At 67.1% G+C, this 22,843-nt stretch carries 25 protein-coding genes; 9 read left to right on the top strand and 16 right to left on the bottom strand.

What is annotated here, in order from left to right:
- Position 1: 1 nt before the first annotated feature.
- From QN358_RS05720 to QN358_RS05705, 4 genes are read left to right on the top strand one after another with little or no spacing between them, the layout of a single operon-like run.
- Positions 2 to 1,222 carry an HpcH/HpaI aldolase/citrate lyase family protein gene (locus QN358_RS05720; RefSeq protein ID WP_136641228.1) on the top strand — a complete coding sequence of 407 codons (1,221 nt, stop codon included), beginning with the start codon at positions 2 to 4 and terminating at the stop codon, positions 1,220 to 1,222.
- Positions 1,219 to 2,718 carry a phosphoribosyltransferase domain-containing protein gene (locus QN358_RS05715; protein WP_323511830.1) on the top strand — a complete coding sequence of 500 codons (1,500 nt, stop codon included), beginning with the start codon at positions 1,219 to 1,221 and terminating at the stop codon, positions 2,716 to 2,718. Before QN358_RS05720 ends, QN358_RS05715 begins: the two co-directional genes overlap by 4 nt.
- Positions 2,715 to 3,893 carry a cysteine protease StiP family protein gene (locus QN358_RS05710; RefSeq protein WP_136641230.1) on the top strand — a complete coding sequence of 393 codons (1,179 nt, stop codon included), beginning with the start codon at positions 2,715 to 2,717 and terminating at the stop codon, positions 3,891 to 3,893. The genes QN358_RS05715 and QN358_RS05710 overlap by 4 nt, the downstream gene beginning before the upstream one ends.
- Complete coding sequence (locus QN358_RS05705; protein WP_323511829.1) at positions 3,890 to 4,756, top strand: HAD family hydrolase; 867 nt, start codon at positions 3,890 to 3,892, stop codon at positions 4,754 to 4,756. Before QN358_RS05710 ends, QN358_RS05705 begins: the two co-directional genes overlap by 4 nt.
- On the opposite strand, the gene QN358_RS05700 is transcribed toward QN358_RS05705, so the two are convergent.
- From QN358_RS05700 to QN358_RS05690, 3 genes are all read right to left on the bottom strand, one after another.
- The gene (locus QN358_RS05700; RefSeq protein ID WP_323511828.1) at positions 4,707 to 5,663 is read right to left on the bottom strand and encodes a 1,4-dihydroxy-2-naphthoate polyprenyltransferase; all 957 of its coding nucleotides are present in this window, start codon (positions 5,661 to 5,663) and stop codon (positions 4,707 to 4,709) included. The two genes, QN358_RS05705 and QN358_RS05700, sit on opposite strands and share 50 nt — an antisense overlap.
- 9 nt (positions 5,664 to 5,672) lie before the next feature.
- On the bottom strand, positions 5,673 to 6,878 hold the full coding sequence (locus QN358_RS05695) for an AMP-binding protein (RefSeq protein WP_323511827.1): 1,206 nt from the start codon (positions 6,876 to 6,878) through the stop codon (positions 5,673 to 5,675).
- Between the two features lie 70 nt (positions 6,879 to 6,948).
- A complete protein-coding gene (locus QN358_RS05690) occupies positions 6,949 to 7,866 on the bottom strand; it encodes a 1,4-dihydroxy-2-naphthoyl-CoA synthase (protein ID WP_323511826.1) in 918 nt (305 codons plus the stop codon).
- 51 nt (positions 7,867 to 7,917) lie between these two features.
- On the opposite strand from QN358_RS05690, the gene QN358_RS05685 reads away from it, so the two are divergent.
- Positions 7,918 to 8,991 (top strand): o-succinylbenzoate synthase, encoded by a 1,074-nt coding sequence (locus tag QN358_RS05685; protein WP_323511825.1) that lies wholly within the window; start codon positions 7,918 to 7,920, stop codon positions 8,989 to 8,991.
- On the opposite strand, the gene QN358_RS05680 is transcribed toward QN358_RS05685, so the two are convergent.
- The 5 genes from QN358_RS05680 to QN358_RS05660 are packed head-to-tail and all read right to left on the bottom strand — an operon-like array spanning position 8,895 to position 13,123.
- Positions 8,895 to 9,344, bottom strand: coding sequence for a Rid family detoxifying hydrolase (locus QN358_RS05680; RefSeq protein WP_136641235.1), 450 nt, complete (start codon positions 9,342 to 9,344; stop codon positions 8,895 to 8,897). The genes QN358_RS05685 and QN358_RS05680 overlap by 97 nt on opposite strands.
- Entirely contained in the window at positions 9,341 to 10,459 is a 1,119-nt protein-coding gene (locus QN358_RS05675; protein ID WP_201799232.1) for an aminotransferase class V-fold PLP-dependent enzyme, read from the bottom strand. The genes QN358_RS05680 and QN358_RS05675 overlap by 4 nt, the downstream gene beginning before the upstream one ends.
- Positions 10,456 to 11,238 carry an amino acid ABC transporter ATP-binding protein gene (locus QN358_RS05670; protein WP_136641236.1) on the bottom strand — a complete coding sequence of 261 codons (783 nt, stop codon included), beginning with the start codon at positions 11,236 to 11,238 and terminating at the stop codon, positions 10,456 to 10,458. Before QN358_RS05670 ends, QN358_RS05675 begins: the two co-directional genes overlap by 4 nt.
- Positions 11,235 to 12,164, bottom strand: a complete 930-nt coding sequence (locus QN358_RS05665; protein WP_136641237.1) for an amino acid ABC transporter permease — start codon at positions 12,162 to 12,164, stop codon at positions 11,235 to 11,237. Before QN358_RS05665 ends, QN358_RS05670 begins: the two co-directional genes overlap by 4 nt.
- Entirely contained in the window at positions 12,164 to 13,123 is a 960-nt protein-coding gene (locus QN358_RS05660; RefSeq protein WP_323511824.1) for an ABC transporter substrate-binding protein, read from the bottom strand. Before QN358_RS05660 ends, QN358_RS05665 begins: the two co-directional genes overlap by 1 nt.
- Positions 13,124 to 13,296: 173 nt before the next feature.
- Between QN358_RS05660 and QN358_RS05655 the strand changes: the two genes are divergently transcribed.
- Positions 13,297 to 14,070: a helix-turn-helix transcriptional regulator gene (locus QN358_RS05655; RefSeq protein WP_323511823.1), complete on the top strand. Its 774-nt coding sequence runs from the start codon at positions 13,297 to 13,299 to the stop codon at positions 14,068 to 14,070.
- Between the two features lie 24 nt (positions 14,071 to 14,094).
- On the opposite strand, the gene ccsB is transcribed toward QN358_RS05655, so the two are convergent.
- The 5 genes from ccsB to QN358_RS05630 all read right to left on the bottom strand — a co-directional run bounded on the left by ccsB (position 14,095) and on the right by QN358_RS05630 (position 18,901).
- Positions 14,095 to 15,147, bottom strand: coding sequence for a c-type cytochrome biogenesis protein CcsB (gene ccsB / locus QN358_RS05650; RefSeq protein ID WP_323511842.1), 1,053 nt, complete (start codon positions 15,145 to 15,147; stop codon positions 14,095 to 14,097).
- Between the two features lie 51 nt (positions 15,148 to 15,198).
- Positions 15,199 to 16,914: a cytochrome c biogenesis protein ResB gene (gene resB, locus QN358_RS05645; protein WP_416351958.1), complete on the bottom strand. Its 1,716-nt coding sequence runs from the start codon at positions 16,912 to 16,914 to the stop codon at positions 15,199 to 15,201.
- The gene (locus tag QN358_RS05640; protein ID WP_323511841.1) at positions 16,898 to 17,578 is read right to left on the bottom strand and encodes a cytochrome c biogenesis CcdA family protein; all 681 of its coding nucleotides are present in this window, start codon (positions 17,576 to 17,578) and stop codon (positions 16,898 to 16,900) included. The genes resB and QN358_RS05640 overlap by 17 nt, the downstream gene beginning before the upstream one ends.
- Before the next feature lie 77 nt (positions 17,579 to 17,655).
- Positions 17,656 to 18,252 (bottom strand): TlpA family protein disulfide reductase, encoded by a 597-nt coding sequence (locus QN358_RS05635; protein WP_237280276.1) that lies wholly within the window; start codon positions 18,250 to 18,252, stop codon positions 17,656 to 17,658.
- A gap of 4 nt (positions 18,253 to 18,256) precedes the next feature.
- Positions 18,257 to 18,901, bottom strand: a complete 645-nt coding sequence (locus QN358_RS05630) for a histidine phosphatase family protein (protein ID WP_161580362.1) — start codon at positions 18,899 to 18,901, stop codon at positions 18,257 to 18,259.
- A gap of 152 nt (positions 18,902 to 19,053) precedes the next feature.
- On the opposite strand from QN358_RS05630, the gene QN358_RS05625 reads away from it, so the two are divergent.
- Both QN358_RS05625 and aspS read left to right on the top strand, forming a co-directional pair.
- Positions 19,054 to 19,182: a hypothetical protein gene (locus QN358_RS05625; RefSeq protein WP_272898607.1), complete on the top strand. Its 129-nt coding sequence runs from the start codon at positions 19,054 to 19,056 to the stop codon at positions 19,180 to 19,182.
- 33 nt (positions 19,183 to 19,215) lie between these two features.
- A complete protein-coding gene (gene aspS, locus QN358_RS05620) occupies positions 19,216 to 20,544 on the top strand; it encodes an aspartate--tRNA(Asn) ligase (protein ID WP_136641242.1) in 1,329 nt (442 codons plus the stop codon).
- 17 nt (positions 20,545 to 20,561) lie between these two features.
- Here the strand turns inward: aspS and QN358_RS05615 are convergent, their stop codons facing one another.
- The 3 genes from QN358_RS05615 to QN358_RS05605 form a co-directional block, all read right to left on the bottom strand.
- Positions 20,562 to 21,242 carry a UPF0758 domain-containing protein gene (locus QN358_RS05615; RefSeq protein WP_323511822.1) on the bottom strand — a complete coding sequence of 227 codons (681 nt, stop codon included), beginning with the start codon at positions 21,240 to 21,242 and terminating at the stop codon, positions 20,562 to 20,564.
- A gap of 148 nt (positions 21,243 to 21,390) precedes the next feature.
- Positions 21,391 to 21,690 (bottom strand): Dabb family protein, encoded by a 300-nt coding sequence (locus QN358_RS05610; RefSeq protein WP_323511821.1) that lies wholly within the window; start codon positions 21,688 to 21,690, stop codon positions 21,391 to 21,393.
- The gene (locus QN358_RS05605; RefSeq protein WP_136641245.1) at positions 21,687 to 21,956 is read right to left on the bottom strand and encodes a glutaredoxin family protein; all 270 of its coding nucleotides are present in this window, start codon (positions 21,954 to 21,956) and stop codon (positions 21,687 to 21,689) included. Before QN358_RS05605 ends, QN358_RS05610 begins: the two co-directional genes overlap by 4 nt.
- Before the next feature lie 51 nt (positions 21,957 to 22,007).
- On the opposite strand from QN358_RS05605, the gene QN358_RS05600 reads away from it, so the two are divergent.
- Positions 22,008 to 22,760 (top strand): HAD family hydrolase, encoded by a 753-nt coding sequence (locus QN358_RS05600; protein ID WP_136641246.1) that lies wholly within the window; start codon positions 22,008 to 22,010, stop codon positions 22,758 to 22,760.
- The last annotated feature ends 83 nt before the right edge of the window (positions 22,761 to 22,843 follow it).

Here is a 22,843-nt window from a genome sequence, read left to right as displayed (position 1 = left end):
CGTGCGCCATTTCAGCTCGGTCAGCGAGGCCGAAGCGGGCACGCTCTTTCACCGGCTCCCGCAGCAACTGCACATCGCTTCGCCGCCCGACCTGCTCGCCGCGGCGCTCGGCGCAACGCTCTACTGCCCGGGCGACCGACCAGCGATCGCCGCCGATGTGAGAAAACAGGCCGCACGCGGCTGCATCAGCATGGTGCTGTGCCTCGAAGACTCGATCGCCGATTCGGCGGTGACCTTTGCCGAGACGAACGTCGCCACTGCGCTGCAGAGCCTGCTCGAGCAGACTGGCCGTCGGCCGGGCGACGGGCCTGCCGACGAAACAGCCACGGCCGACCTGCCGCTGCTGTTCATCCGCGTGCGCACTCCAGAGCAGATGCTTCGCATGGCCGAGCTCTGCGGGCCGGCCCTCGGCCTGCTCAGCGGTTTCGTGATTCCGAAGTTCGAGAACGATACGGGCTACGCCGACCGGTTCTTCGCTGCGCTGCATCAGATCCACGAGCAGTACGAGCAGTCGGGCGCCGGCGGCGGCCGGCGGCTTCGCATCATGCCGATTCTCGAATCGCCGTCGATGGTGCACACCGAGACCCGCACGTGCGCGCTCTCTGGCATCGTCGACGTTCTGCAGAAGCACCGCGACGACATTCTCGCCGTGCGCATCGGCGCCACCGACCTGTCGAGCGTGTTCGGGCTCCGCCGCTCGCGCGAGCTGACGGTCTACGACGTCAAAGTGGTCTCGGCTGTGATCGCCGACATCGTGAACGTTCTCGGCCGACCCTCCGATCGATTCGTCATCACCGGGCCCGTCTGGGAGCACTTCGACACCTCTGAGCGCATGCTGCGGCCGCAGTTGCGCCTCACGCCCTTCGTCGACGCGAACGAGCCCGAGCTCCGCAAACGCCTCATGCTCGGCGGCCTCGACGGGCTCATTCGCGAGATCTCGCTCGACCAAGCCAACGGTCTGCTCGGCAAAACGGTCATCCACCCGACGCACGTGCCGGTCGTGCACGCCCTCTCCGTCGTCAGCCACGAAGAGTACCTCGACGCCCTGTCGATCGCCGGTAACGTCGGTGGTGGAGCGAGCGCGTCGCCCTACCGCAACAAGATGAACGAGATGAAGCCCCATCAGGCCTGGGCAGAGAAGACACTGCTGCGCGCCGATGCCTTCGGTGTCGCCGCCGAGAGCACCACCTTCGTCGACCTGCTCGAAACGAGTATGCGATGACCGGCGAGCCCCAGACACCCGCCGCCTCGACGAGCGCGTTCGCCGAGCGAGAGGTGGGCATCCGGGTCGTCTCGGATGCCCGGCGGAGCCTCGTGCCCGTCGAACTGCTCGTCGGAGTCGCGCTTCGCCAGAACCCCCGGCGAGCCCAGCTGCTCGTATCGAACGTGCTCGCGAAACACGTTCCCACGGTGCCAGGGCTCGCCATCGTCGCCGCCGAGCTGCTCGGGCTGCTCGTCGCCGCCGAACTCGACGGCGCCCCGCCGCCGCGGCCGCTCTACGACCGGCTGTCAGCGCTGCTGCGGCCGCCTGCCGACGGGAATCACGATGGCGCGGAGCTGGCGTCGCTGAGGGCCGACGTGGCCGAGGCGCGAGTCGAGCATCCGGAGGTCACCACGATCGGGTACGCCGAAACCGCCACCGGGCTCGGGCAGCGTGTTGCCGAGACGATTGGGGCGTACTACATCCATTCGACTCGGCACGCGGCGGGCGACCGGGTGCCGTTCGCGGGGTTCGAAGAGGAGCACTCGCACGCCACGAGTCACCAGCTCTACCCGGCGCGGCCCGACTGGCTGAAGCCCGGAGGAACCGTGGTGTTGGTCGACGACGAGCTGAGCACGGGCACCACCATTGTGAACACCATTCGGGCACTGCACGCGGCCGTGCCGCAGTCGCGCTGGGTCGTGGCGTCGCTCATCGACCTGCGTTCGGAGGCCGACCGACGACGTTTCGATGCCCTCGCCGAGTCGCTGCACACCTCGATCGCCGTCGTGGCGCTCGGCTTCGGTTCGATCGAGCTGCCGCCCGACGTCTCTGCCCGGGCCGCGGCCGTGCTCGCTGCCCTCTCGCCCGGCGCCGTGACGCCCGGAAGCGGAGAAGTGACGGTACTCAACGCCGCGGGTGAGAGCCACGGGGCGGTCGCGAGTCTGGAGAACGCCCGATTCGGCGTGGATGCACGGCCAGGCATGCACGACGACGCAGCCGCGGCCATTGCGGCGAAACTTCTCCCCCTGCTCGCGGGCACACGCACTCTCCTGCTCGGCTCTGAAGAGTTCATTGCGCTCCCCCTCGCCGTCGCAGACCATCTCGCATCGAGCCCGCCCGACGTCGTCACGAGTCCGTCCAGCATCCACTTCTCGACGACCACGCGCTCCCCCATCGCACCGCTCGACCGGCCCGACTATGCCATCGCGAGCGCCGTCACCTTTGAGAGCCACGACCTGACCAGCGATGGGTTCGGCCCGAGGTTCGCCTACAACCTCACACGCGCGGGCCGGCGGTTCGACACCATCGTCTTTTTGCCCGAACCTGAGGCCGACCGACACCGGATGCTCGCCGCCGACGGTGTGGCCGAGGCGCTCCGCCGGGTGTGCGACCACGTGATCGTCGCGCTGCTCACGTCGTCGCCAGAAAGTGCACTGCACCCCGTATCCGACGCTGAACCTCACCGCGCAGCCGACCCCGCACCCGCCCACTCCGAGGAGACAGCCCGCCCGTGACCTCAGCCACCCCCGCCCCGCCCCTTCCTGTTCCGCTCACCGGGCCCGCGTTCGGCTCGTACAGCGCCGACGATGTTGTGTGGCTGCTGAAAGACCTGGGGGATGCGCGGTTGGAGGCTCCGGCCGCTGAACGGGAGCAGAGCATCCAGAGCGGAAAGACGAACTACGCCGAGACGCTGCCCGTCGAATACGTGCCCTCGCCCGAGTACCAGCAGCTGTACGAGGAGGCGCTGCTGCGGTCGGCCCGGCGTCTGGCCGTGGCCGTCGGCGTGGTGACCGAACTGGTGCTCGAAGCCCGTGACGGCCAGCCCGTACTGGTGTCGCTTGCGCGCGCCGGAACGCCGATCGGCATTCTGATCAAGCGGTGGGCGGCACGGATGCACGGCGCAGACCTGCCGCACTACACGATGAGTATCGTGCGCGGGGTGGGTCTCGACCAGAACGCGCTTCGCTACCTCAGAGCGCACCACAACCCCGCACAGGTCATGTTCCTCGACGGCTGGACCGGCAAAGGCGCCATCGCCCGCGAACTCAGCGCGGCGCTCGAGCTGTTCGCCGTGACCGATGGTGCGACGTTCGGCACCGAGCTGGCGGTGCTCGCAGACCCGGGGCACTGCGTGGAGATCTACGGCACGCGTGACGACTTTCTGATTCCGTCGGCGTGCCTCAATTCGACGGTGTCAGGGCTGGTCTCGCGAACGGTGTTCAATCGAGAGCTGATCGGCGAGAACGACTTTCACGGTGCCAAGTTCTACGACGGGTTGCGCGACAACGACGTCTCAGACGCGTTTCTTGATGCGGTCTGCGCAGAGTTCGGCGCCGCGGGTGTGGCCGAGGAGGTCGCGGCTGGCGTGCGGGCCGCGGGCGGGTACGCGGCCACCGGCGAGCGCCCGACCCCGTCGTGGGCCGGCTGGGCGGCGGTCGAGCAGATCAGCGCCCGCTACGGCATCGACAACATCAACCTCGTGAAGCCGGGCGTCGGCGAAACCACCCGCGTGCTGCTGCGCCGCGTGCCATGGAAGGTGCTGGTGCGGTCGGGTGCCCAGAACGACATCGCACATGTGCTGCTGCTCGCCGCGCAACGAGGCGTGCCGGTCGAAGAGGTCGCCGATCTGCCGTACAGCTGCGTCGGGCTGATCAACCCGCTCGCCAGCGGCACGGGAGCCGACCTGTGAACCACGAGCCTGGCCCGCGCGCACCCCGCGCCGTGGTCGCGTGCGACCTCGACCGCACCCTCATCTACTCGCCCAGAGCGTTCTGGCTCGACACGGCAGACGCCGATGCGCCCCGGATGATCGTGAGCGAGCTCTACGAGGGCGTGCCGATCTCGTTCATGACCCGGGCATCCGAAAGCCTGCTGCTGCAGCTGCGTACGACCACTGAGTTCGTACCGGTCACCACCCGCACGGTCGCCCAGTACCGGCGGGTGCGGCTGGCCGGCCCCGAACCCCGCTATGCCGTGACGACGAATGGCGGAGTCCTGCTTGTCGATGGGGCGATGGATGCGGCGTGGAGCTCCGCCGTACGCCGACGCCTGGCCGCCGCGGCCGCGCCCCTCGCCGAGGTGACGGCGTTGCTCGGCGACGCGACCACCGCGCCGTGGATAGCCAGAACCGCCAACGCCGAAGACCTCTTCGTCTACGCGATCGTCGATCGTGACCTCATGCCGGAAGCCTGGCTCGACGACCTGACGGCAGCGAACGCCGCCCGCGGATGGACCGTCTCCGTGCAGGGCCGCAAGCTCTACTGCGTTCCCGACTGCGTGACCAAAGGCGAGGCAGTGGCCGAGGTTCGGCGTCGCACCGGCACCTCGACGGTGCTCGCGGCTGGCGACTCGCTGCTCGACGCACCGATGCTCGAACAGGCCGATCTGGCATTCAGACCGGCGCACGGTGAATTGCACGATGCCGGCTACGTCGCCGACAACCTCACCGTCACGGTCAGCCGCGGCATTCTGGCCGGAGAGGAACTGCTGCGCTTGATGACGGCTAGTACGCCAGCGCCAACGCCAGCCCCACACCGAACAGGAGCCCGGTGAAGCTGGTCAGCTTGAGCGCCAGAATCAGCTCTTTCGGGGTCTTCGCGGTCAGCACGATGAGACAGGCCGGCAGCGCCAGCAGCAGCGTGAAGAACACCAGCGGCGCCAGCGGAAACAGGAACGAAAGCAGCAACAGCACCGCATAGGCGACCGCCAGGAAGACCACGAACGCGATACGCGACCCGCGCTGCCCCAGCAGCACGGCCAGAGTGCGCTTCTTCGCCACCCTGTCTTGCTCGATGTCGCGGATGTTGTTGGCCATCAGCACCGCACACGCAATGGCCCCCGCGGCGACACCCGCATACAGGCTCTCGAAGTTGAAGCTCTCGGTGAGAATGTACGTGGTGCCGACCGTGGCCACCAGCCCGAAGAAGATGAAGACGAACACTTCGCCGAGCCCGTAGTAGCCGTATGGATGCTTGCCACCGGTGTAGAAGTAGGCGGCGGCAATGGCGATGCCGCCCGGTATCAGCAGCCAGTACTGCCCGGTGATGACCACGATCGCGACGCCTGCGGCCGCACCGAGGGCGAAGAACACCAGCGCCACGGCCAACACCCGCTTGGGGTTGGCGACACCAGACCCGGTGAGGCGCGGCGGCCCCACGCGGAACTCGTCGGTACCGCGCACGCCGTCGGAGTAGTCGTTCGAGTAGTTGACGCCGATCTGCAGAAACAACGCCACGGCGAGGCTCAGCAGAACGAGGCCCCAGTTGATGTCGCTGCCGAGGAACGGCGGCGCAGCAGCAGCACCGGTACCGAGCGCGACGGGCGCGATGGCCAGCGGCAGGGTGCGGATGCGTGCGCCCGCGACCCACATCGCCGGCGTCGGCTTGGTGAGCCGGTTCGGGTTGGTGTGCTGTTTCTTACCGGCCGGGTGACCCGACTTCTTGCGTTTGGTTTGCGCCACCAGAAGATTCTACCGAGCGCCAGCCGAACGGGCCGCGAGCGTTCGCGCCACCGCCAGCCGATCGGGCTTTCCTGAGCTCAGGGTGGGGATGCGGTCGAGCAGCACGATGCCCGAGGGAGCCGCGGCCCGGCCGGCCGCGTCGGTGACGGCGCCCTGGAGCATCCGGAGTGCCCCGTCATCGAACGGTTCACTGGTGACCACCACCGAGGTCTGCCCCCACTGCTCGCTCGGCTGCGCAACAACGATCGCCGTGTGGAAGCCGGCGTGCGACTGCACGACCCGTTCGACCCGGTCGATCGCGACCTTGATACCGCCCGAGATGATGACGTTGTCGATGCGCCCGGTCACGGCGACACCCGCGTCGCTCACCTCGCCGCTGTCGGCGGTGCGATACCAGCGGTGGCCGGCATCGGTGTAGAACTTGCGCTCGGTCAACTCATCATCGCCGAGGTAGCCCTCTGCGAGCATCGGGCCCGCCAGTTCGAGTTCGCCGCCGGTGACCCGGGCCAGGGTGCGGCCGATCGGGTGCCCGTCGTAGACACACCCGCCACTGGTCTCGCTCGACCCGTACGTGCGCTTCACGCTGAGGCCCAGATCGGTTGCGCGGGTGAAGAGCGCTGCAGGTACGGCTTGCCCGCCGATCAGCAGGGCATCCAGTCGCCGCAGCGAATCGCGAACCGTGTCGTCGTCTTCGGCCGCGTCGACCAGCCGGGCAAGCTGAGCCGGCACGATGGAGGAGAACTTCAGGGGGGCGTCGAGTTCATCGACGAGCGCGGCGAAGGCGCGGGCGCCGAAGTGGCCGCCGGGCATGACGACGGGATCGGTGCCCGCCACGATGGAGCGGATGAGCACCTGCGCGCCCGCGATGTAGTGCGTCGGCAGCGCCAGCAGCCACTGCCCGGCTCCGCCCAGCTCGCCTTCGACGGCGGCCGCGCTGGCCAGCAGCGCGTCGGGGCTGAGCGCCACGCGTTTGGGCACACCCGATGTACCAGAAGTCTCGATGACGAGCGCCACGTTCTGCGGCACGGTGGCCGGCACCTCTGCCCCGCGCACCACGGCTGGCACCGATGTGGCCAGAGAACTGTGCCTCGACCCGGCCGGAGCCACGGGTTCGCGCGGCAGCACGGCCGGCCCTGCTCCGCTGAGCGCGGCCCTCAGGGCCACCCCCACCGCGCCTGCGTCACCCGCGCTGAGCACCTCAAGTCGCCTCGTCATCTCCCAACCCTAAGCTCCTCGCCCGCCCGCCTGCGTATCCCGCACCCACACCCGCCAGAAGCGCGGCGGGTCAGTAGTGGTACGGGTACGGCGACCAGTCGGGGGCCCGCTTCTCGAGGAAGGAGTCGCGGCCCTCGACGGCCTCGTCGGTGCCGTATGCGAGACGGGTGGCCTCGCCGGCGAAGACCTGCTGCCCCACGAGGCCGTCGTCGACCGCGTTGAAGGCGAATTTGAGCATCCGGATGGCCGTGGGCGACTTCGTGAGAATGGTGCGCGCCCACTCGAGCGCTTCTTTCTCGAGTGACGCGTGCGGCACCACCGCGTTCACAGCGCCCATCTCGTACGCCCGCTGCGCACTGTACTCCCGGGCGAGAAAGAACACCTCGCGGGCGTTCTTCTGCCCGATCTGCCGGGCGAAGTACGCGCTGCCGTACCCCGCGTCGAACGAGCCGACGTCGGCGTCGGTCTGCTTGAACTTGCCGTGCTCTTCGCTCGCAATGGTGAGGTCGCAGACCACGTGCAACGAGTGCCCACCGCCGGCGGCCCAACCGGGAACGACTGCGATGACGACTTTCGGCATGAACCTGATGAGCCGCTGCACCTCGAGAATGTGCAGCCTCCCGGTGCTGGCCGCGTTCAGCCCCGCGCCGTCAACTTGTGCGTACTGGTAACCGTCGCGCCCGCGGATGCGCTGGTCACCGCCGCTGCAGAACGCCCAGCCGCCGTCTTTCGGGCTTGGGCCGTTGCCGGTGAGCAGCACGACGCCGATGCGCGGATTCTGCCGGGCGTCGTCGAGTGCACGGTACAGCTCGTCGACGGTATGCGGGCGAAAGGCGTTACGCACCTCTGGCCTGTTGAACGCAATGCGGGCAACCTGGCCGGCGAGGTCGTGGTGGTACGTGATGTCGGTCATCGCCTCGGCACCGGGCGCGACCACCCACTCGGCCGCGTCGAAGATCTCAGAGACAGAAGGCGTTGGTGTGACCATCCCCCAAGCCTACGCGCGCACAGAACAGCGCTCGGCGCGCAACAATGGGTCATGGCCCAAACGCACCGCCCCCTGCCGACGCTGACAGAACTGCTCGAACTCGCGAGCGTGGTCTCTCTGCCGCTGAACACGCGCTTCCGGGGGGTGGATGTTCGTGAAGCGGTCATTCTGCGGGGCCCCGAAGGCGCAACCGAGTTCTCGCCGTTCATCGAGTACTCCGATGCCGAGGCCGTGGCGTGGCTGGCCGGTGCCATCGACTTCGGATGGCAGCCCACCCCCGACCTCCTCCGCGACCGCATTGCCGTGAACGCCACCCTGCCCGCTGTGGGCGAGTCCGACGTGAGTGCCGTTCTCGATCGCTACCCGGGCTGCCGCACCATCAAGGTGAAGGTCGCCGAACGTGGCCAGAGCCTCGACGACGACATCGCCCGCGTGCGGGCGGCGCGCGAGTACCTCGGCAGCGAGGGCCGCATCAGGCTCGACGCGAACGGCGGCTGGAATGTCGACGAGGCAGAACACGCCATCCACGCCCTGGCCGAGTTCGACCTCGAATACGTCGAACAGCCGTGTGCCAGCGTCGACGACCTGTGGGAGATCCGCCAGCGCGTGAAGTACATGGGTATTCCGGTGGCGGCAGACGAGAGTGTGCGAAAGGTGGATGATCCGCTCGACGTTGCCCGCCGGGGCGCCGCCGATCTGCTGGTCATCAAGGCGCAGCCGCTCGGGGGCATCCATTCGGCCCTCGACATCGTTCGCCGTGCCGGGTTGCCCGTGGTGGTCTCGTCAGCTCTCGACACCTCGATCGGAATCGCCATGGGCGCCCACCTCGCCGCATGTATTCCGAATCTGGAATACGACTGCGGGCTGGCCACGGCCGCCCTGCTGGCCGCCGATGTCACCGCCGAACCGTTGATCCCCGTGAACGGGTCGATCGCCGTCGTACGCCCGCTGCTCGACGAGTCGCTCGTACAGCAGCAACTCGCAAGCGACGAGCGAGACGTGTGGTGGCGTGAGCGCCTCGAGCGGGTCTACGCCCTGCTGGTCTCCTCGACCGAGTCGACCGGCCGGCACGCGGCGACCAGTTCGACCTCGACCCTCGCGCCCATCGGCAACGCGGCCACCTGATAGGCCGCGCGCGCGGGCTGCACGGGGCCGGTGAAGACAGCGCCGTAGGCCGCGTTGATCTCGGCGAAGTCGGCCAGGTCTGTGACGAGCACCGTGGTCTTCACCACGTTATCGAGCGACGTACCGGCCTCGAGCAGAATCGCCTCGGCGTTCCGGAGCGACTGCGTGGTCTCGGCACCGATGCCGCCCAGGGCGAAGACGCCGGTGGCCGGGTCGATGGGCAGTTGGCCCGAGACGAACAGCAGGTCGCCGGTGCGAACCGCCTGTGAATAGGGGCCCACTGCCCCGGGCGCGTTCGTCGTGCTGATGGCGGTGAGCGGGGCACTGAAGGTGCTGGCGGGCTGTGCGGTCATACGTATTCTCCTAGCGTTTCGGCCACCGTCTCGAAGACGGTCGCCTCTGTCGTAGCGTGAACGGCGAGCCTGATGCGGTCGTCGCCGTGCAGGGTGGTGGTGATGCCGCGCTCCGCCAGCGCACGGTGTGCCGCTGGGGCGCGGCCGGGCAGCGCAAGCGCCACGATGCCGGCCCGGCGCGAGCGTTCGCGTGGCGATACCGCGGGCAGGCCGGCGTCGTCGAGGGCGTCGAGCAGGGCATCCACCCCGTCGGCAATGCGGGCCTCGATGGCGCTGACCGTCGCCGCCTCGACGAGTTCGAGTGCCGTGGCGAACGAACCGGTCGCGAACGGCGAGAGGTTCGAGATGCCGAAGCGCAGGGCGTCGGGGCGCACCGGATGCTCGGCGCCGTCGTAGCGCGAAGGTTCGAGTACTCCTGTCCACCCACCGAGCACCGGGCGGATACGCTCGAGCCCGGCGCCGGAGAACGCGAGCGCCCCGGCACCCCAGCCAGCGCGCAGCCACTTCTGGCCGCCCACCACGAGGGCGTCGGCCAGCGACCAGGGCATCTCGACGATACCGAAGCCCTGGATGGCGTCGACGATCAGCAGCCGGTCGGGCCCGATGGCCTCACGGATACCGGCGAGATCGGCCCGAAAGCCCGAGCGGAAGTCGACGGCACTCACCGTGACGGCCGTGACGTCGGGTGTCTCTGCCAGCGCCTCTGCGATCGCTGACGGCGTGATGTTCTGCCCCACCGCGCCGATGAGTCGGGCCCGCGACAGGCCGATCTCTGCGGCGCGGAGCCACGGGTACAGGTTCGCGGGAAATTCGGAGCGGCCAATGAGAACGGTGCCCCGGTCGATTCCGAACGCGACCTGAAAGAGGCCGAGCGAGGTGTGCGGAATGAGAGAGACAGCGTCGAACGCGAACCCACTGAGGCGGGCGAAGGCGGCACGGGCGCGTAGGTCTTCGGCGTGCATCCGGTCGCTGGCCCCCACCGCACCGCGCACGGCCGTGGCCATGAGGGTCTCGGCGGTCGCCGCCACCTCGTGCGAGGGCGGCCCGTAGCTCGCGAAGTTCAGGTAGCCGACGTCTTCGCCGAAGCTCCGCAGGTAGGTGTCGAACCCGCTCACGCCAGCACCCGCTCGAGAAAGCGCTGCGTGCGCGCCTCACGGGGGTGCAGCAGCACCTCGTCGACCGTGCCCTGTTCCACGATGCCGCCGTCGGCCATGAACACCACGCGGTCGGCCACCTCGCGGGCGAAGCCCATCTCATGGGTCACCACCAGCATGGTCATACCGTCGGCGGCGAGCCCGGCCATGACGGTGAGCACTTCGCCCACCAGCTCGGGGTCGAGCGCGCTCGTCGGTTCGTCGAACAGCAGAAAGAGCGGCTTCATCGCCACCGCCCGGGCAATGGCCACGCGCTGGCGCTGGCCGCCGGAGAGCTGGCTGGGGTAGCTGTCGATCTTGTCGCCGAGACCCACCCGTTCGAGAACCGCACGCGCTTCGGCCCTCACGGTCGCGGCCGGGCGCTTCTGCACCCGCACAGGCCCCTCCATGACGTTGCCGAGCACGGTGAGGTGCGGAAACAGGTTGAAGTGCTGAAACACCATGCCGGTGGAGGCGCGCTGCTTCGACAGGCGGCGCTCGCTCAGCTCGTAGAGCTTTCCATCGCGCTCTTCGAAGCCCATCGCCTCACCATCGACCCAGACTTCGCCCGCATCGGGCACCTCGAGCCGGTTGATGCAGCGGAGGAACGTCGACTTGCCGGCGCCGGAAGGCCCGATGATGCAGACCACCTCGCCCGCAGCCACCTGCAACGAGACATCTTTCAGCACCTCGTTCGAACCGTAGTGCTTGCTCACCCGCACCGCGTCGAGCACGGGCCGGGTGGTTCGGGAATCGGTCATGACTGGCTCCTCACGAGCGGTGGGGTCATCAGGTCTCTGGCGAGGCGACGCCGGGCCCGGCGCGAACCGCCGCTGCCGCCCCTGGCGCGGTCACTGCGGTCGAACGAACGCTCGAGGTACGACTGGCCCACACTCGCAACGCTCACGATCACCATGTACCAGAAGGCCGCGGCGATCAGCGTCTCCATCACCTGCAGGTTGAACGAGGCGATGTTGTTGGCCGCCCTGATCAGCTCCACGTAGCCGATGACCGAGGCCATCGCGGTGCCCTTCAGCATGTTGATGAAGTCGTTTCCGGTCGGCGGGATGATCACCCGCATGGCCTGCGGCAGAACGATGCGCCACATGCGTTGCAGCGGCGTCTCGCCGATCGACTGGGCCGCCTCGATCTGGCCGCGGTCGACGCTGTTCAGGCCCGCCCGCACGATCTCGGCCATGTAGGCGCTCTCGTTCAGCATCAACCCGAGAAAGGCCGCCACGAACGTGGTCATGACCGCGTTCGTCGAGAGGTCGATGAATACGACGTCGGTGAACGGGATGCCCAGCTGCAGCCGCGGAAAGATGAGTGCGAGGTTGTACCAGAGCAGAATCTGCAGCAGCACGGGTAGCCCGCGGAACAGCCAGGTGTAGGCCGCCGCGAACCACTTCGCCACCGGGTTCTCAGAGATGCGCATGAGCGCGATGATCACACCGAGAACAACCGCAACCACCTGCGCCGCGACCGCGAGGATGATCGTGTTGACCAGCCCCGTGAGAATGATCGGCGAGATGATGTAGTACGGAATGTCGCGCCACGAGATGTCACCCTGTGAGGCCCCGTAGGCGAGCGCCCCGAGAATCACCAGGATGACGACTGCGATGACCCACCGCCCCCAGTGGCGCAGGCGCACCTGGGGCATAAGTTCGCGCACCGACGGGGTTGTCATCACTTGCCGCCGTTGACAACCGCAGTGGTGACCTTGCCAGAGGAGATGCCCCAGGCATCCAGAATCTTGCCGTAGGTGCCGTCGTCGATCAGCTGGTCGAGCGCTTTGGCCATGGCGTCGCGGAGAGCCGCGTTGTCTTTGTTGACGCCGATGCCGTAGGGCGCGCCGTCGATCACATCGCCGGGAACGACCTCGAAGGCGTTACCGTCTTGCGTCGTCTTCGAGATGTACACCGCGCTCGGCAGGTCGTTCACGATCGCGTCGATGCGGCCGGTGCGCAGCTGCGTCTGGTTCTGGCTGTCGCTGTCGGTCACCGTGATGTTCAGGGCGGTCTTGCCGTCGGTGACGCACTTCGCGCTGGTGTCTTCGGCAAAGGTCTGCTGGCTTGTTCCGGTGACCACGGCGATGTTCTTGCCGCAGAGGTCGGCCGGGCTGCTGATCTTCGCCGGGTTGCCCTTCTGCACCATGAGGGTGATGCCGCTGGTGAGGTAGTCGACGAAGTCGATGGTCTGCTGGCGGGCTGCCGTGTCGTTCATGGCGGCGATGGTCGCGTCGACGCGGCCCGACTGCAGGCTCGTGATGAGCGCGCCGAAGTCCATGTTCGAGTACGTGGTCTTCAGGCCGAGCTTGGCAGCGATGGCCGTGATGATGTCGTGGTCTGAGCCGATCACGGTCGACCCGTCGGCGGCGAAGAAGTTGTTCGGAGCCGACTGCACGTACGAGCCGACCTTCAACTCTTTCGTGCCCGAGATGGCTGCCGGAACCTGCGCCTCGAGCGTGGCGTCAGCGCTCACGGCCGAGAGCAGGGCCGACGTGTCGGGAATCAGGCTCGCTGCGCCTGTTGCGGCACCGGATGCCCCGGGCTGCGGTGCCGAGGGGCCGCCGCAGGCCGACAGCAGTACGGCGAGTGTTGCGGCGGTGAGTGTCGCCGCCAGCGCTGTTTTTCGTGTGGTGCGCATGGAGATTTCCTTTGGTCGTCATTGTCACAGAGGCTGCTGGTGCATGCTCCGGGGTCTCTCCGAAACACACTAGCCTGACTTTTCGCACGATAATAGTTATTTATCATGCTGACGATAAGTTTTTACCGAAACGAAACATTGTTCTCTGCACTGTTCTCGGGAAGGATGTGCCCATGACCGATATCGCGCCCACCGAACCGGAGCGACGCATTCGGCCCGAGTTCGAGCCCTATCTCGCCCTGCTCCCCTTTCTCGGCTCGCTCATGGGGCCGCGCACCGAGATCGTGCTGCATGACATCAGCGACCTAACCCGCTCGATCATCGCGGTCGAGAACGGTGCCATGAGCGGTCGAAGCGTGGGTGGCCCGGCCACCGACCTGGTGCTGAAGATTCTTCAGAACCACGATTACCTCGAGCGCGACTTTCTCACCAACTACCTCGCCCAGTCGCAGAGCGGCGGCTACTTTCGATCGTCGACTTTCTTCGTGCGCGACGAGGCCGGCGCGGTCATCGGGATGCTCTGCCTCAACGTCGACGACGGCCCCCTGCACGAGGCGAGGCAGCTGCTCGAGTCGATCACGCAGACGACGGGCCTGTTGAAGTCGTCGGAGCAGCGGCCCACCGACGACGACCGTGGCCGGGAGACCTCAGGGTGGGAGAACTCCGGGCGCCGGGCGCCGCACGGCAGCACCGAGATGGCCGAAGTCGCCGAGCGCCTGAGCCTCAGCGTCGACGAACTCACGCGCGACAACGTGGCTCGCACCGTCGCACGCCTCGGCGTCGATGGCTCACGCATGACACCCGAGGAGAAGATCCAGGCCGTTCGCGAACTCGACAGCGCCGGCATCTTTCTGATGAAGGGCGCTGTCGCGCACGCGGCCCTTGCCCTGCATGTCTCGGAGCCGACGGTGTACCGCTACCTCAAGCTGGCGCGCGGCCAGCGCTGAGGCGGGGCATCCAGCGGTCTGGGCTTACAGGCCCGAGTACGAGTGCAGGCCGTGGAAGAACACGTTCACGACGCCGAAGTTGAACAGCACCGCGCCGAAACCGATGATGGCGAGCCACGCCGAGCGCGATCCGCGCCAGCCGCGGGTGGCACGGGCGTGAATGTAGCCCGCGTAGATGACCCAGATGATGAAGGTCCACACCTCTTTGGTGTCCCAACCCCAGTAGCGGCCCCACGCACGCTCGGCCCACACGGCACCGGCGATGAGCGTGAAGGTCCAGAATACGAACCCCACGATGTTCACGCGGTAGGCGAGGTTCTCGAGCCGGGTCGAATCGGGCAGCGATGCCAGAAATTTGAGCTTCAAGAACTTGGCACCGAGCGTGAGTGTCTCACGTCGATACTGCAGCAACTGGATGCCCGACAGCGCGAAACCGAGCGCGAAGAATGCCGTGCCGAGGCTCGCCACGAACACGTGGATGACGAGCCAGGCCGACTGCAGCGCCGGCGGCAGAGGAGCAATGACCACGTAGTAGTTCACCGTGGAGATGCCGAGCAGAATCAGAACGAGCCCGGTGATGAACGTGCCGAGAAAGCGCAGGTCGACGCGGGTGATGACCACGAGGAACACGGCGACGATGAGCACGGTTCCGGTCATCGAGAACTCGTACATGTTGGCCCACGGCACGCGGTTCGCCGCGATGCCGCGAAGAACATCGGCAGTCAGCTCGAGCAGAAAACCGATGACCGTGAACGAGACGCCCAAGCGGAGGCTGAGCGAGCGGCGGGTGACGCTGCCGTCGGCCGCGACCGCACCGTTCGCGACGTTTGCGCCATTCTTGCCGCTCTTCGCGCTGCCATCGACAGAACCGCCGGCGGGGCGCTCTGCGACCAGCGTGGCCGAACTCGCGTTCAGCACGGCCGACGATGCACCGGAACCCGCCGCCACGCTCTCGCGCACCGTGGGCGCCGTTGTGACCGAGCCGTCGACCGCCACGGTGTTGCCGGCCGAGACCTGGGCAGACCGGCGAGCAAGATCGAGGGCGAACGCGATGAAGGCGAACGCATACACAGCCATGGCTGCATACAAGAAGAAGATCGAATACTCGTCGAGGGTCACGATAGTAGCCTAAGCGTTTGTTTCGGGCGGTGTAGCGCCCGTGAGAAGTTTCGAGTGCCTTTCGGCGATGTCGGCCACTGCGGGCAGCAGCCGCGGGTCTTCGCCACGAGCGAGACCGGCGTATTCGAGGCTCAGCGTGCCGTCGGCACGCTCGGTGGCCTTCACCCAGACGCGTCGGCGCGGGATGAACAGCGAGATCAGCAGCCCGAGCAGTGCCGAGGCTGCGAACAGCAGCACCCAGCCCTGGGTGGGGTCGTGGTGAATGTCGAGCGAGGCGTAGCGGTGAACGGTGTCGAAGCTGATGGTGCCGAGGCCGTTCGGCAGCGCCTGGCTGTCGCCGGGCTTCAGCTGAATCGACGCCACGCCGGTCGACCCGCCCGTCAGCTGCTTCATCTTGTCGGTGTTCAGCGAGTACACCGAGGTGGGCACTCCCCCGTTCAGGCCGAGGTCTCCGTCGTAGACGTTGAGCGTCAGCACGGGGTAGTCGGCGTCGGGGTAGGTGGAGTAGAAGGCTCCGGTCGTCGAGGTGGCCTGTGTGGGGTAGAAGAAGCCGATCATTCCGAGCTGCTCTGACAGGCCATCCGGAACCTTCACAACACCCACCGAGGTGAGGTTGGCGTCTTGCGGCAAGAACGGCACGGAGTCGGTGAAGACCACTTTGCCGTTCGGGTCTTTCACCGTGATGGTGGGCGCATAGCCGTTGCCGAGCAGGTATACGTCGGTGCCGCCGATGCGCAGAGGTGAGTTGACCTTGATGTCGGCCGTCTGCGGAGCCTGGCCGCGCTCCTGCGTCGTCACCATGGCGTTGTAGTCGATCGGCTGGCCGAAGGCGCCGTCGGCTTTCGTCTCGTAGGTCGCCGTGAACTGGTCGAGTTTCATCGAGTACGGCGCCAGCGAGTCTTCGCTGAAGAACCGGCCCGGGTTGAACGAGTCGAACGCGCTCAGGGTATTCACGAACACGCCGCCGCCCGCCACGAGCACGCGTTGGCCACTGAACCCGTAGCCGCCGCCGACACCGACGGTCAGCAGGATGCCCACCAGCGCGGCATGGAACACGAGGTTGCCCGTCTCCCGCGCGTAGCCGCGCTCGGCCGAGACCGACGCCGTTTCGCCCGCGCCGTTCTTACCGGGGGCGGTGAAGACGACGACGCGGTATCCCGACTTGCGCAGCAGTTTGCGGGCCGATTCGATGGCCGCGACAGCGCCGATGCCGTCGGGGGCCTCGCGCCGCTCGAAGCCGGCGAGCCGCGAGAGGCGTGCCGGGGTGCGCGGTGGTTTGGCGCGCAGGGCGTCGAAGTGGTGCTTTGCGCGCGGAACGACGCAACCGATCAACGAGATGAACAGCAGCAGGTAGATGCTCGAGAACCATGCCGAGGTGTAGACGTCGAACGCCTGCAGCTTGTCGAGAAACGGGGCGAGGCTGGGGTTGTCGGCGAAGTACTGCGTGACGCCGTTCGGGTCTGCGGCGCGCTGGGGCACGAGCGAACCGGGCACGGCGGCGAGGGCGAGCAGCAGCAGCAGAAAGAGCGCGGTGCGCATGCTGGTGAGCTGGCGCCAGGTCCAGCGCAGCCAGCCGACGAAGCCGAGCTTGGGCTGCACGATGTCGTCGGAGCCGCCCGGGCCGTCTGGGCCGCCGGAGCCGTCGCCGGGGCCCGTGCCGCCAGCCTTCGGTCGGCGCTCTGCCGCGGGGTCGGGGGAATCGAAGTGGTCAGATGGCCGGGACAAAACCGGTGATCACCGCCTGCAGTTGATAGGTCCAGATGGTCCAGAACCCGCTCACCATCAGAACGCCGATGATGACGAGGCCCGCGCCGCCGAGAATGTTGATGAAACGAATATGCCGTTTGAGGAATGCGATGGAATGCGTGACCCAGTTGAGCCCGAGAGCAACCAGCAGAAACGGAATACCGAGGCCGAAGCAGTAGAACAGACCGAGCAGGGCGCCGCTGGCAGCGGAGCCGCCCGTGAGGCTGAGCGCCTGGATGGCACCGAGCGTCGGGCCGATGCACGGGGTCCAGCCCAGGCCGAAGACGATGCCGAGAATCGGTGCGCCAGCGAGGCCGGTGGCGGGTCGCCAGGTGGGCTTGAACGTGCGCTGCATGAAGCTGAACTGGCCGAAGAACACCAACCCCAGCAGAATCACGATCACGCCGAGCACCCGGGTGATCACGTCGCCCCACACCAGCAGCCACACACCCAGCGCGCCGAACAGAGTCGAGGCCGCGATGAACACCAGCGAGAAGCCGAGCACGAACAGGCTGATGCCGAGCAGAACCCGGCGGCGGTTGCGCTTCTCCCCCGGCTCGCTCAGGCCGCCCACGTAGGCGAGGTAGCCCGGCACGAGCGGCAGCACGCAGGGTGACGCGAACGACACCAGGCCCGCCAGCATGGCGATGGGAATGGCGACGATCAACTGGCCGTTCAGCACAGCCTCGGCGAACGGGTTCACCACGAAACGGCCACCGATCAGCTCGTTTCGGCGACGGCGTCGCCGATGAGGGTATCGAGGATGCTCGGTTCGGTGGCCTGGCCGAGAATACGTGCGGCGACCCGGCCCTTCTTGTCGATCACCAACGTGGTGGGAACGGCGTTCGGAGCCACTTGCCCGCTCAGCGCGAGCTGAACAGCACCATTCGTGTCGATGACAGAGGGGTACGTGATACCGAACGACTGGCCGAACGCCACCGCGGTGGCTGCTTGGTCACGCACGTTCACGCCGAGGAAGCTCGCGCCTTTGCCGTCGTACTTCACGCTGAGCGTCTGCAGGGCGGGAGCTTCGGCGCGGCACGGCGCGCACCCGGCATACCAGAAGTTGAGCACCAGAACCTGGCCGAGGTACGTCGACGAATCGACGGCCGCACCGGTGTCATCGGTGCCAGTGAAGCTCACCACGGCACCTCGGTTCTCGGCAGCGATCTCGGTGACCGTGCCGTCGCCGGCGATGTACTGCTTGCTGTCACCGCTGCGGTACTGGGCGGCGAGCGGGTCACTGCTGCAGCCCGCGAGAATGCCCACCGCGAGCGCGGCCGCGGCGAAAGCCAGCAGTGGTCGTCGAATCGTCACCGAATCACACCGCCCCGTCGTCGACGGCACCGACCAGCAGCGAACCGGCGGGGTCGGCGTAGCCGATCTCGACGAAACGATCGCCCTGTCGCTCGACGGTGGTGATGCTCGAAAGATTGCAGCGTCGTTTACGTGGGTCGTGCCAGAGGTGTTGGCCGGTGATCTCGAGGTGCGTGGCCCAGATGGGCAGCTGGTGGCTGACCATGACCACATCGCCGTCGTCGACGGAGTTGTATGCGTCGTCGATCGCGGCGAGCATCCGCGTGGTGACGCTCTTGTAGGCCTCGCCCCAGCTGGGCTTGAAGGGGTTCATGACCCACGACCAGTTCTTGGGCTGGCGGAGCGCCGCGTTTCGAACCCGGGGGCTCATGCCCTCGAACTTGTTCGTCGGTTCGATGATGCGGGGTTCGGTCTGGATGGGCAGGTTGAACGCTGCCGCCTGGGGTGCCGCTGACTCCTGGGCGCGCTGCAGGGGCGATGCGAAGAGTGCGGTCACGGGCCGGCCCCGAGACGCGAGCTCGTCGGCGGCCGCCTGGGCCATGCGCTTTCCGAGGTCTGACAACCCGAAATTGGGCAGGCGCCCGTACAACACGTGATCAGGGTTATAGACCTCGCCGTGACGGACGATATGAATTCGGCTGGCTACCACGGCACTTAGTTTACGTAGCGTAGAACAACCCAAGCTGCTCAGCACCTGAGCGCTCAGCGCAACAGTGAAGCTCGACTTCACCATCTCGCAAGAAGAAGTAGATTGTGCTGAACAGTTGTCGGTTGTTCAATTGGTGTCAGGAAAGGTTTTTCATGGCACTCATCATTGTTCTCAGCGTTCTCGGTCTTCTGGCTCTCGCAGCCATCGTCGCCACCACGGCACTGATCGTTCGCGACGGTTACCGCCCGGTACCCACGCGTTCGTACGCTTCACGCATCTGACCCCCGCGCCCGCGGGCAGTAGAATTGGTGACCGTGACTGAACGCGTACTCATCAAAGACCTCTCCGCCCTGGCCGACGGCCCCGTCAGTGTTTCGGGGTGGGTCGAAACGGTTCGTGACCAGAAGAAGGTGCAGTTCGTCGTTCTGCGCGACGAGAGCGGTGCGGTTCAGCTCGTGAACCCGCGCAACTCCGACGCTGACGGCGTCGTGATCGCCGACGAGCCCGCCACCACCATCTCGGCTCTCACCCAGGGTTCGTTCGTCACCGTCACCGGCCAGCTGAAGCACGACGAGCGCGTCAAGCTCGGTGGCATCGAGATCAAGCTCGACTCGCTCACCGTGTCGACGTTCGCCCTCGCCGAGACACCCATTGCGGCCGACAGCGGCATCGACAAGCGCATGGACTGGCGCTTCCTCGACCTGCGGGTACCTCGCAACGCCCTCATCTTCCGCATTCAGACCACCCTCGAGCACGCGTTCCGCACCTATTGGGTCGAGCGCGACTACGTCGAGCTCCACACCCCCAAGCTCATGTCGAGCCCGTCGGAGTCGAACGCCGAGCTGTTCAAACTCGACTACTTCGACACCACCGCGTACCTTGCGCAGAGCCCGCAGCACTTCAAGCAGATGGCCCAGTCGGCCGGCTTCGGCAAGATCTTCGACATCGGCCCGGTGTTTCGCGCCGACCCGTCGTTCACCTCGCGCCACGCCACCGAATACACCGGTGTCGACGCAGAGATCAGCTGGATCGACAGCCACGAAGACGTCATGACCATGCAAGAAGAGCTGCTGGTCGCCGGGTTCACCGCGGTCGCCGCGAAGCACGGCGCCGAGATCAAAGAGCTCTTCGATGTCGATGTGGTGGTGCCGAGCATCCCGTTCCCGCGCATTCCGCTGCTCGAGGCGAAAGAGATCGTCGCCTCGCGCGGGCACGTCGTCGACCGCAACGACGACGACATGGATCCGGAAGGCGAACGCCAGATCGCTGCGTACGTCGAGGAGACCTTCGGGCACCAGTTCGTGTTCCTCACCGACTACCCCACGAGCATCCGGCCGTTCTATCACATGCACAGTGATGAGAACGATGCACTGACCAAGAGCTACGACCTCATCTTTCGCGGCACCGAGATCACCACCGGTGCCCAGCGCGAGCACCGCGTCGACGTTCTCGAGGCGCAGGCCGTGGCCAAGGGCCTCGACCCGAACGAGCTCTCGGTGTACCTCGACTTCTTCCGTTACGGCGTGCCCCCGCACGGCGGCTTCGGCATGGGCCTCGCACGCGTGCTCATGCTGCTGCTGCACCAGGGCAACCTGCGCGAGGTCACCTACCTCTTTCGCGGCCCCACCCGCCTCGCTCCATAGCGGCTACTCGACAGAGGCTACTCGACGGCGCACCAATCGTCGGGCGTCACGACGACGGTCGAGAGAAAACGAAGCCCCACCGTTGCCGACGCGAGCTTGAGCACGTCGCGCACCGCATACAGCCGTGCGTCATCGGTGGGAAGCTCGGGTCGCACCTCCGCAAGCGCGAACGCTGCCCCTCCGCGATAGAGCACCTCATGCAGCACCCGCGCCACCAGCGGCCGGATGCCCTCACCCTCCCCGCTCGCCATCGGAACCACCACCCGCACCCGCAGCTCACTGTCGGCCACCACCACGACCGTCGTCACCCGCCCACCCGCGGCACTGGCTCGCGCCATGAGGAATGCCCGCACAGCGTCGACGATGTCGTGCGGATGCTCGAGCACAGCACCCGCCCCGGGGTCGTTGGCGCGCCGCCACAATTCAGCGACGGCGACAACGCGGCCGGCCGTCGCGACCCCGACCCCCATCAGCGCCTTCAGCTCGTGCACGGTCATGCCCATGAGTTCGGCTACACCGCCCGCCTGGCTGAGCAACGACGTAGCACTGTCGAGCACATTGACGCCGGGCAGCCCCGAACCGAGCACGAGTGCCACGAGCTCGGAGTCACTGAGCCCCGCGGGGCCGAGCCTCTCGAGCTTCTCGCGGGGACGGTCGCCGGGCGCTACGCTCCAGAGCGACGTGCGGGTCGTTTTCATGGCCCAACACTACGAACCCCACCGCCTCCACGCGCCCGCGCACCCTCATCTGTGGACAACTCTGCACCTCATCGCCCCTGTGCAAACTCTCACCCTCCCGGGCGGCGCGTGCTGCGGCAAGCCGACGGCGCGGCGGGGTCGCGCGCGGTTAGAGCGCGAAGTCGATGGCGGCGCGCGACGCCACGAGCTCGCGGATGCCCGCCGACACCCGCACGTGGTCGGGGTGCGACTGGTAGCGGTCGAGCGCCGCGTGGTCGGCGAAATCCGAGACGAGTACGACGTCGGCGTTGGCCGGGGTCTGCTGCACATCGGGATACACCGAGAGCGCGACGATCTCGGGGATGAGCGGCACGAGCGACTCGAGCTGCGCGGCGATCCAGGCGGCCTGCGTGTGCCGCAGGGCATCCGTGTCAGCCAGAAGGGTGAAGGTGACGATGTGGCGAATCATGAGGCTCCCAGGAGTGCGCTGCGAAGGCGGGCCGGGTCGACCCGCCAGAAGGTGTGCACGCGGCCGTTCACCAGCACCACGGGAATGTCTTCGACGTACTCGTCGTAGAGCGCCGGGTCGTCGAAGATCGACAGCTCAGACACCGTGATCTCGGTCTCAGGGGCCGAGACCGCGAACTCGCCGACCACACCGGCGAGTACCTCACGGGCATCGTCGCAGAGGTGACAGCCCGGCTTCGAGATGAGGGTGAGTTCGACGCGCGCCACTGTTCAACCCTAGTGCGCACGCCCGAAACACGGCCCGGGTAGCATGTCGGCATGAGCGAACCCGCGCCCACCCCGGTCATCGCGTTCTTCGACATCGACAACACCCTCGTGCGCGGCGCAACAATCTATCTGGTGGGCCTCGGTGCCTGGCGACTCAAGCTGCTACGGCTTCGGGATGTTGCCACCTTCGCCTGGCAGCAAGCCCGGTTCATCGCGGTGGGCGAGAACATGCGCCACATGAACAGCGCGAAAGATCGCACTCTCGAACTGCTCCGTGGGCACACCGAGGATGAACTTCGAACCCTCGGCGAAGAGGTCTACGACCGGCAGATCGTGTCGCGGCTGTGGCCGCACGTGCTCGAGCGGGCGAACGCGCACCTCGCGCAGGGCGATCAGGTCTGGCTGGTGTCGGCGACCGCGGAGATCATGGCGCAGGTCATCGCCTCCCGCCTCGGGTTCTCTGGCGCACTCGGCACACGCTTCGAGAGCGAGAACGGGGTGTTCACCGGCCGGCTCGACGGGCCGATGCTGCACGGGGCCGAGAAGGCCGCGGCGGTCAGCCGTCTCGCCGCCGGCGACACCCGTAGCGGAACGAGCACCGGTCGCGCCGAGTCGACGGATGCACCGCGCCCTGCAGCTGTCGACCTCGCCGACTGCTGGGCGTACTCAGACTCGAGCAACGACGTGCCACTGCTGAGTGCAGTGGGGCATCCGGTGGCCGTCAACCCTGACGCCGGGCTGGAGAAGCTCGCTGCCGAACGTGGCTGGCCCGTGCTCTGGGCAAGCAAAAAGCGCCAGGCCTAGGCCTGACGCTCGGTGCAACTCACTCGGTGCAACTCACTCACTGCAGCTGAATCGGTGCAGCTGAATCGGTGCAGAGAAGGAGT

This window comes from Subtercola sp. RTI3, from assembly GCF_035018625.1.
Classification (GTDB): Bacteria; Actinomycetota; Actinomycetes; order Actinomycetales; family Microbacteriaceae; genus Subtercola; species Subtercola vilae.
Note: the sequence above shows the minus strand (reverse complement) of the source record. Positions and strands in the feature narration are given on the sequence as shown.

Coding starts and splice junctions, on each gene's coding strand:
- QN358_RS05715 (WP_323511830.1), top strand. CDS start 1,219: ATGACCGGCGAGCCCCAGACACCCGCCGCCTCGACGAGCGCGTTCGCC.
- QN358_RS05695 (WP_323511827.1), bottom strand. CDS start 6,878: ATGACGAGGCGACTTGAGGTGCTCAGCGCGGGTGACGCAGGCGCGGTG.
- QN358_RS05690 (WP_323511826.1), bottom strand. CDS start 7,866: ATGGTCACACCAACGCCTTCTGTCTCTGAGATCTTCGACGCGGCCGAG.
- QN358_RS05685 (WP_323511825.1), top strand. CDS start 7,918: ATGGCCCAAACGCACCGCCCCCTGCCGACGCTGACAGAACTGCTCGAA.
- QN358_RS05680 (WP_136641235.1), bottom strand. CDS start 9,344: ATGACCGCACAGCCCGCCAGCACCTTCAGTGCCCCGCTCACCGCCATC.
- QN358_RS05670 (WP_136641236.1), bottom strand. CDS start 11,238: ATGACCGATTCCCGAACCACCCGGCCCGTGCTCGACGCGGTGCGGGTG.
- QN358_RS05665 (WP_136641237.1), bottom strand. CDS start 12,164: ATGACAACCCCGTCGGTGCGCGAACTTATGCCCCAGGTGCGCCTGCGC.
- QN358_RS05660 (WP_323511824.1), bottom strand. CDS start 13,123: ATGCGCACCACACGAAAAACAGCGCTGGCGGCGACACTCACCGCCGCA.
- QN358_RS05655 (WP_323511823.1), top strand. CDS start 13,297: ATGACCGATATCGCGCCCACCGAACCGGAGCGACGCATTCGGCCCGAG.
- ccsB (WP_323511842.1), bottom strand. CDS start 15,147: ATGGCTGTGTATGCGTTCGCCTTCATCGCGTTCGCCCTCGATCTTGCT.
- QN358_RS05640 (WP_323511841.1), bottom strand. CDS start 17,578: ATGCTGGCGGGCCTGGTGTCGTTCGCGTCACCCTGCGTGCTGCCGCTC.
- QN358_RS05625 (WP_272898607.1), top strand. CDS start 19,054: ATGGCACTCATCATTGTTCTCAGCGTTCTCGGTCTTCTGGCTCTCGCA.
- QN358_RS05615 (WP_323511822.1), bottom strand. CDS start 21,242: ATGAAAACGACCCGCACGTCGCTCTGGAGCGTAGCGCCCGGCGACCGT.
- QN358_RS05610 (WP_323511821.1), bottom strand. CDS start 21,690: ATGATTCGCCACATCGTCACCTTCACCCTTCTGGCTGACACGGATGCC.
- QN358_RS05600 (WP_136641246.1), top strand. CDS start 22,008: ATGAGCGAACCCGCGCCCACCCCGGTCATCGCGTTCTTCGACATCGAC.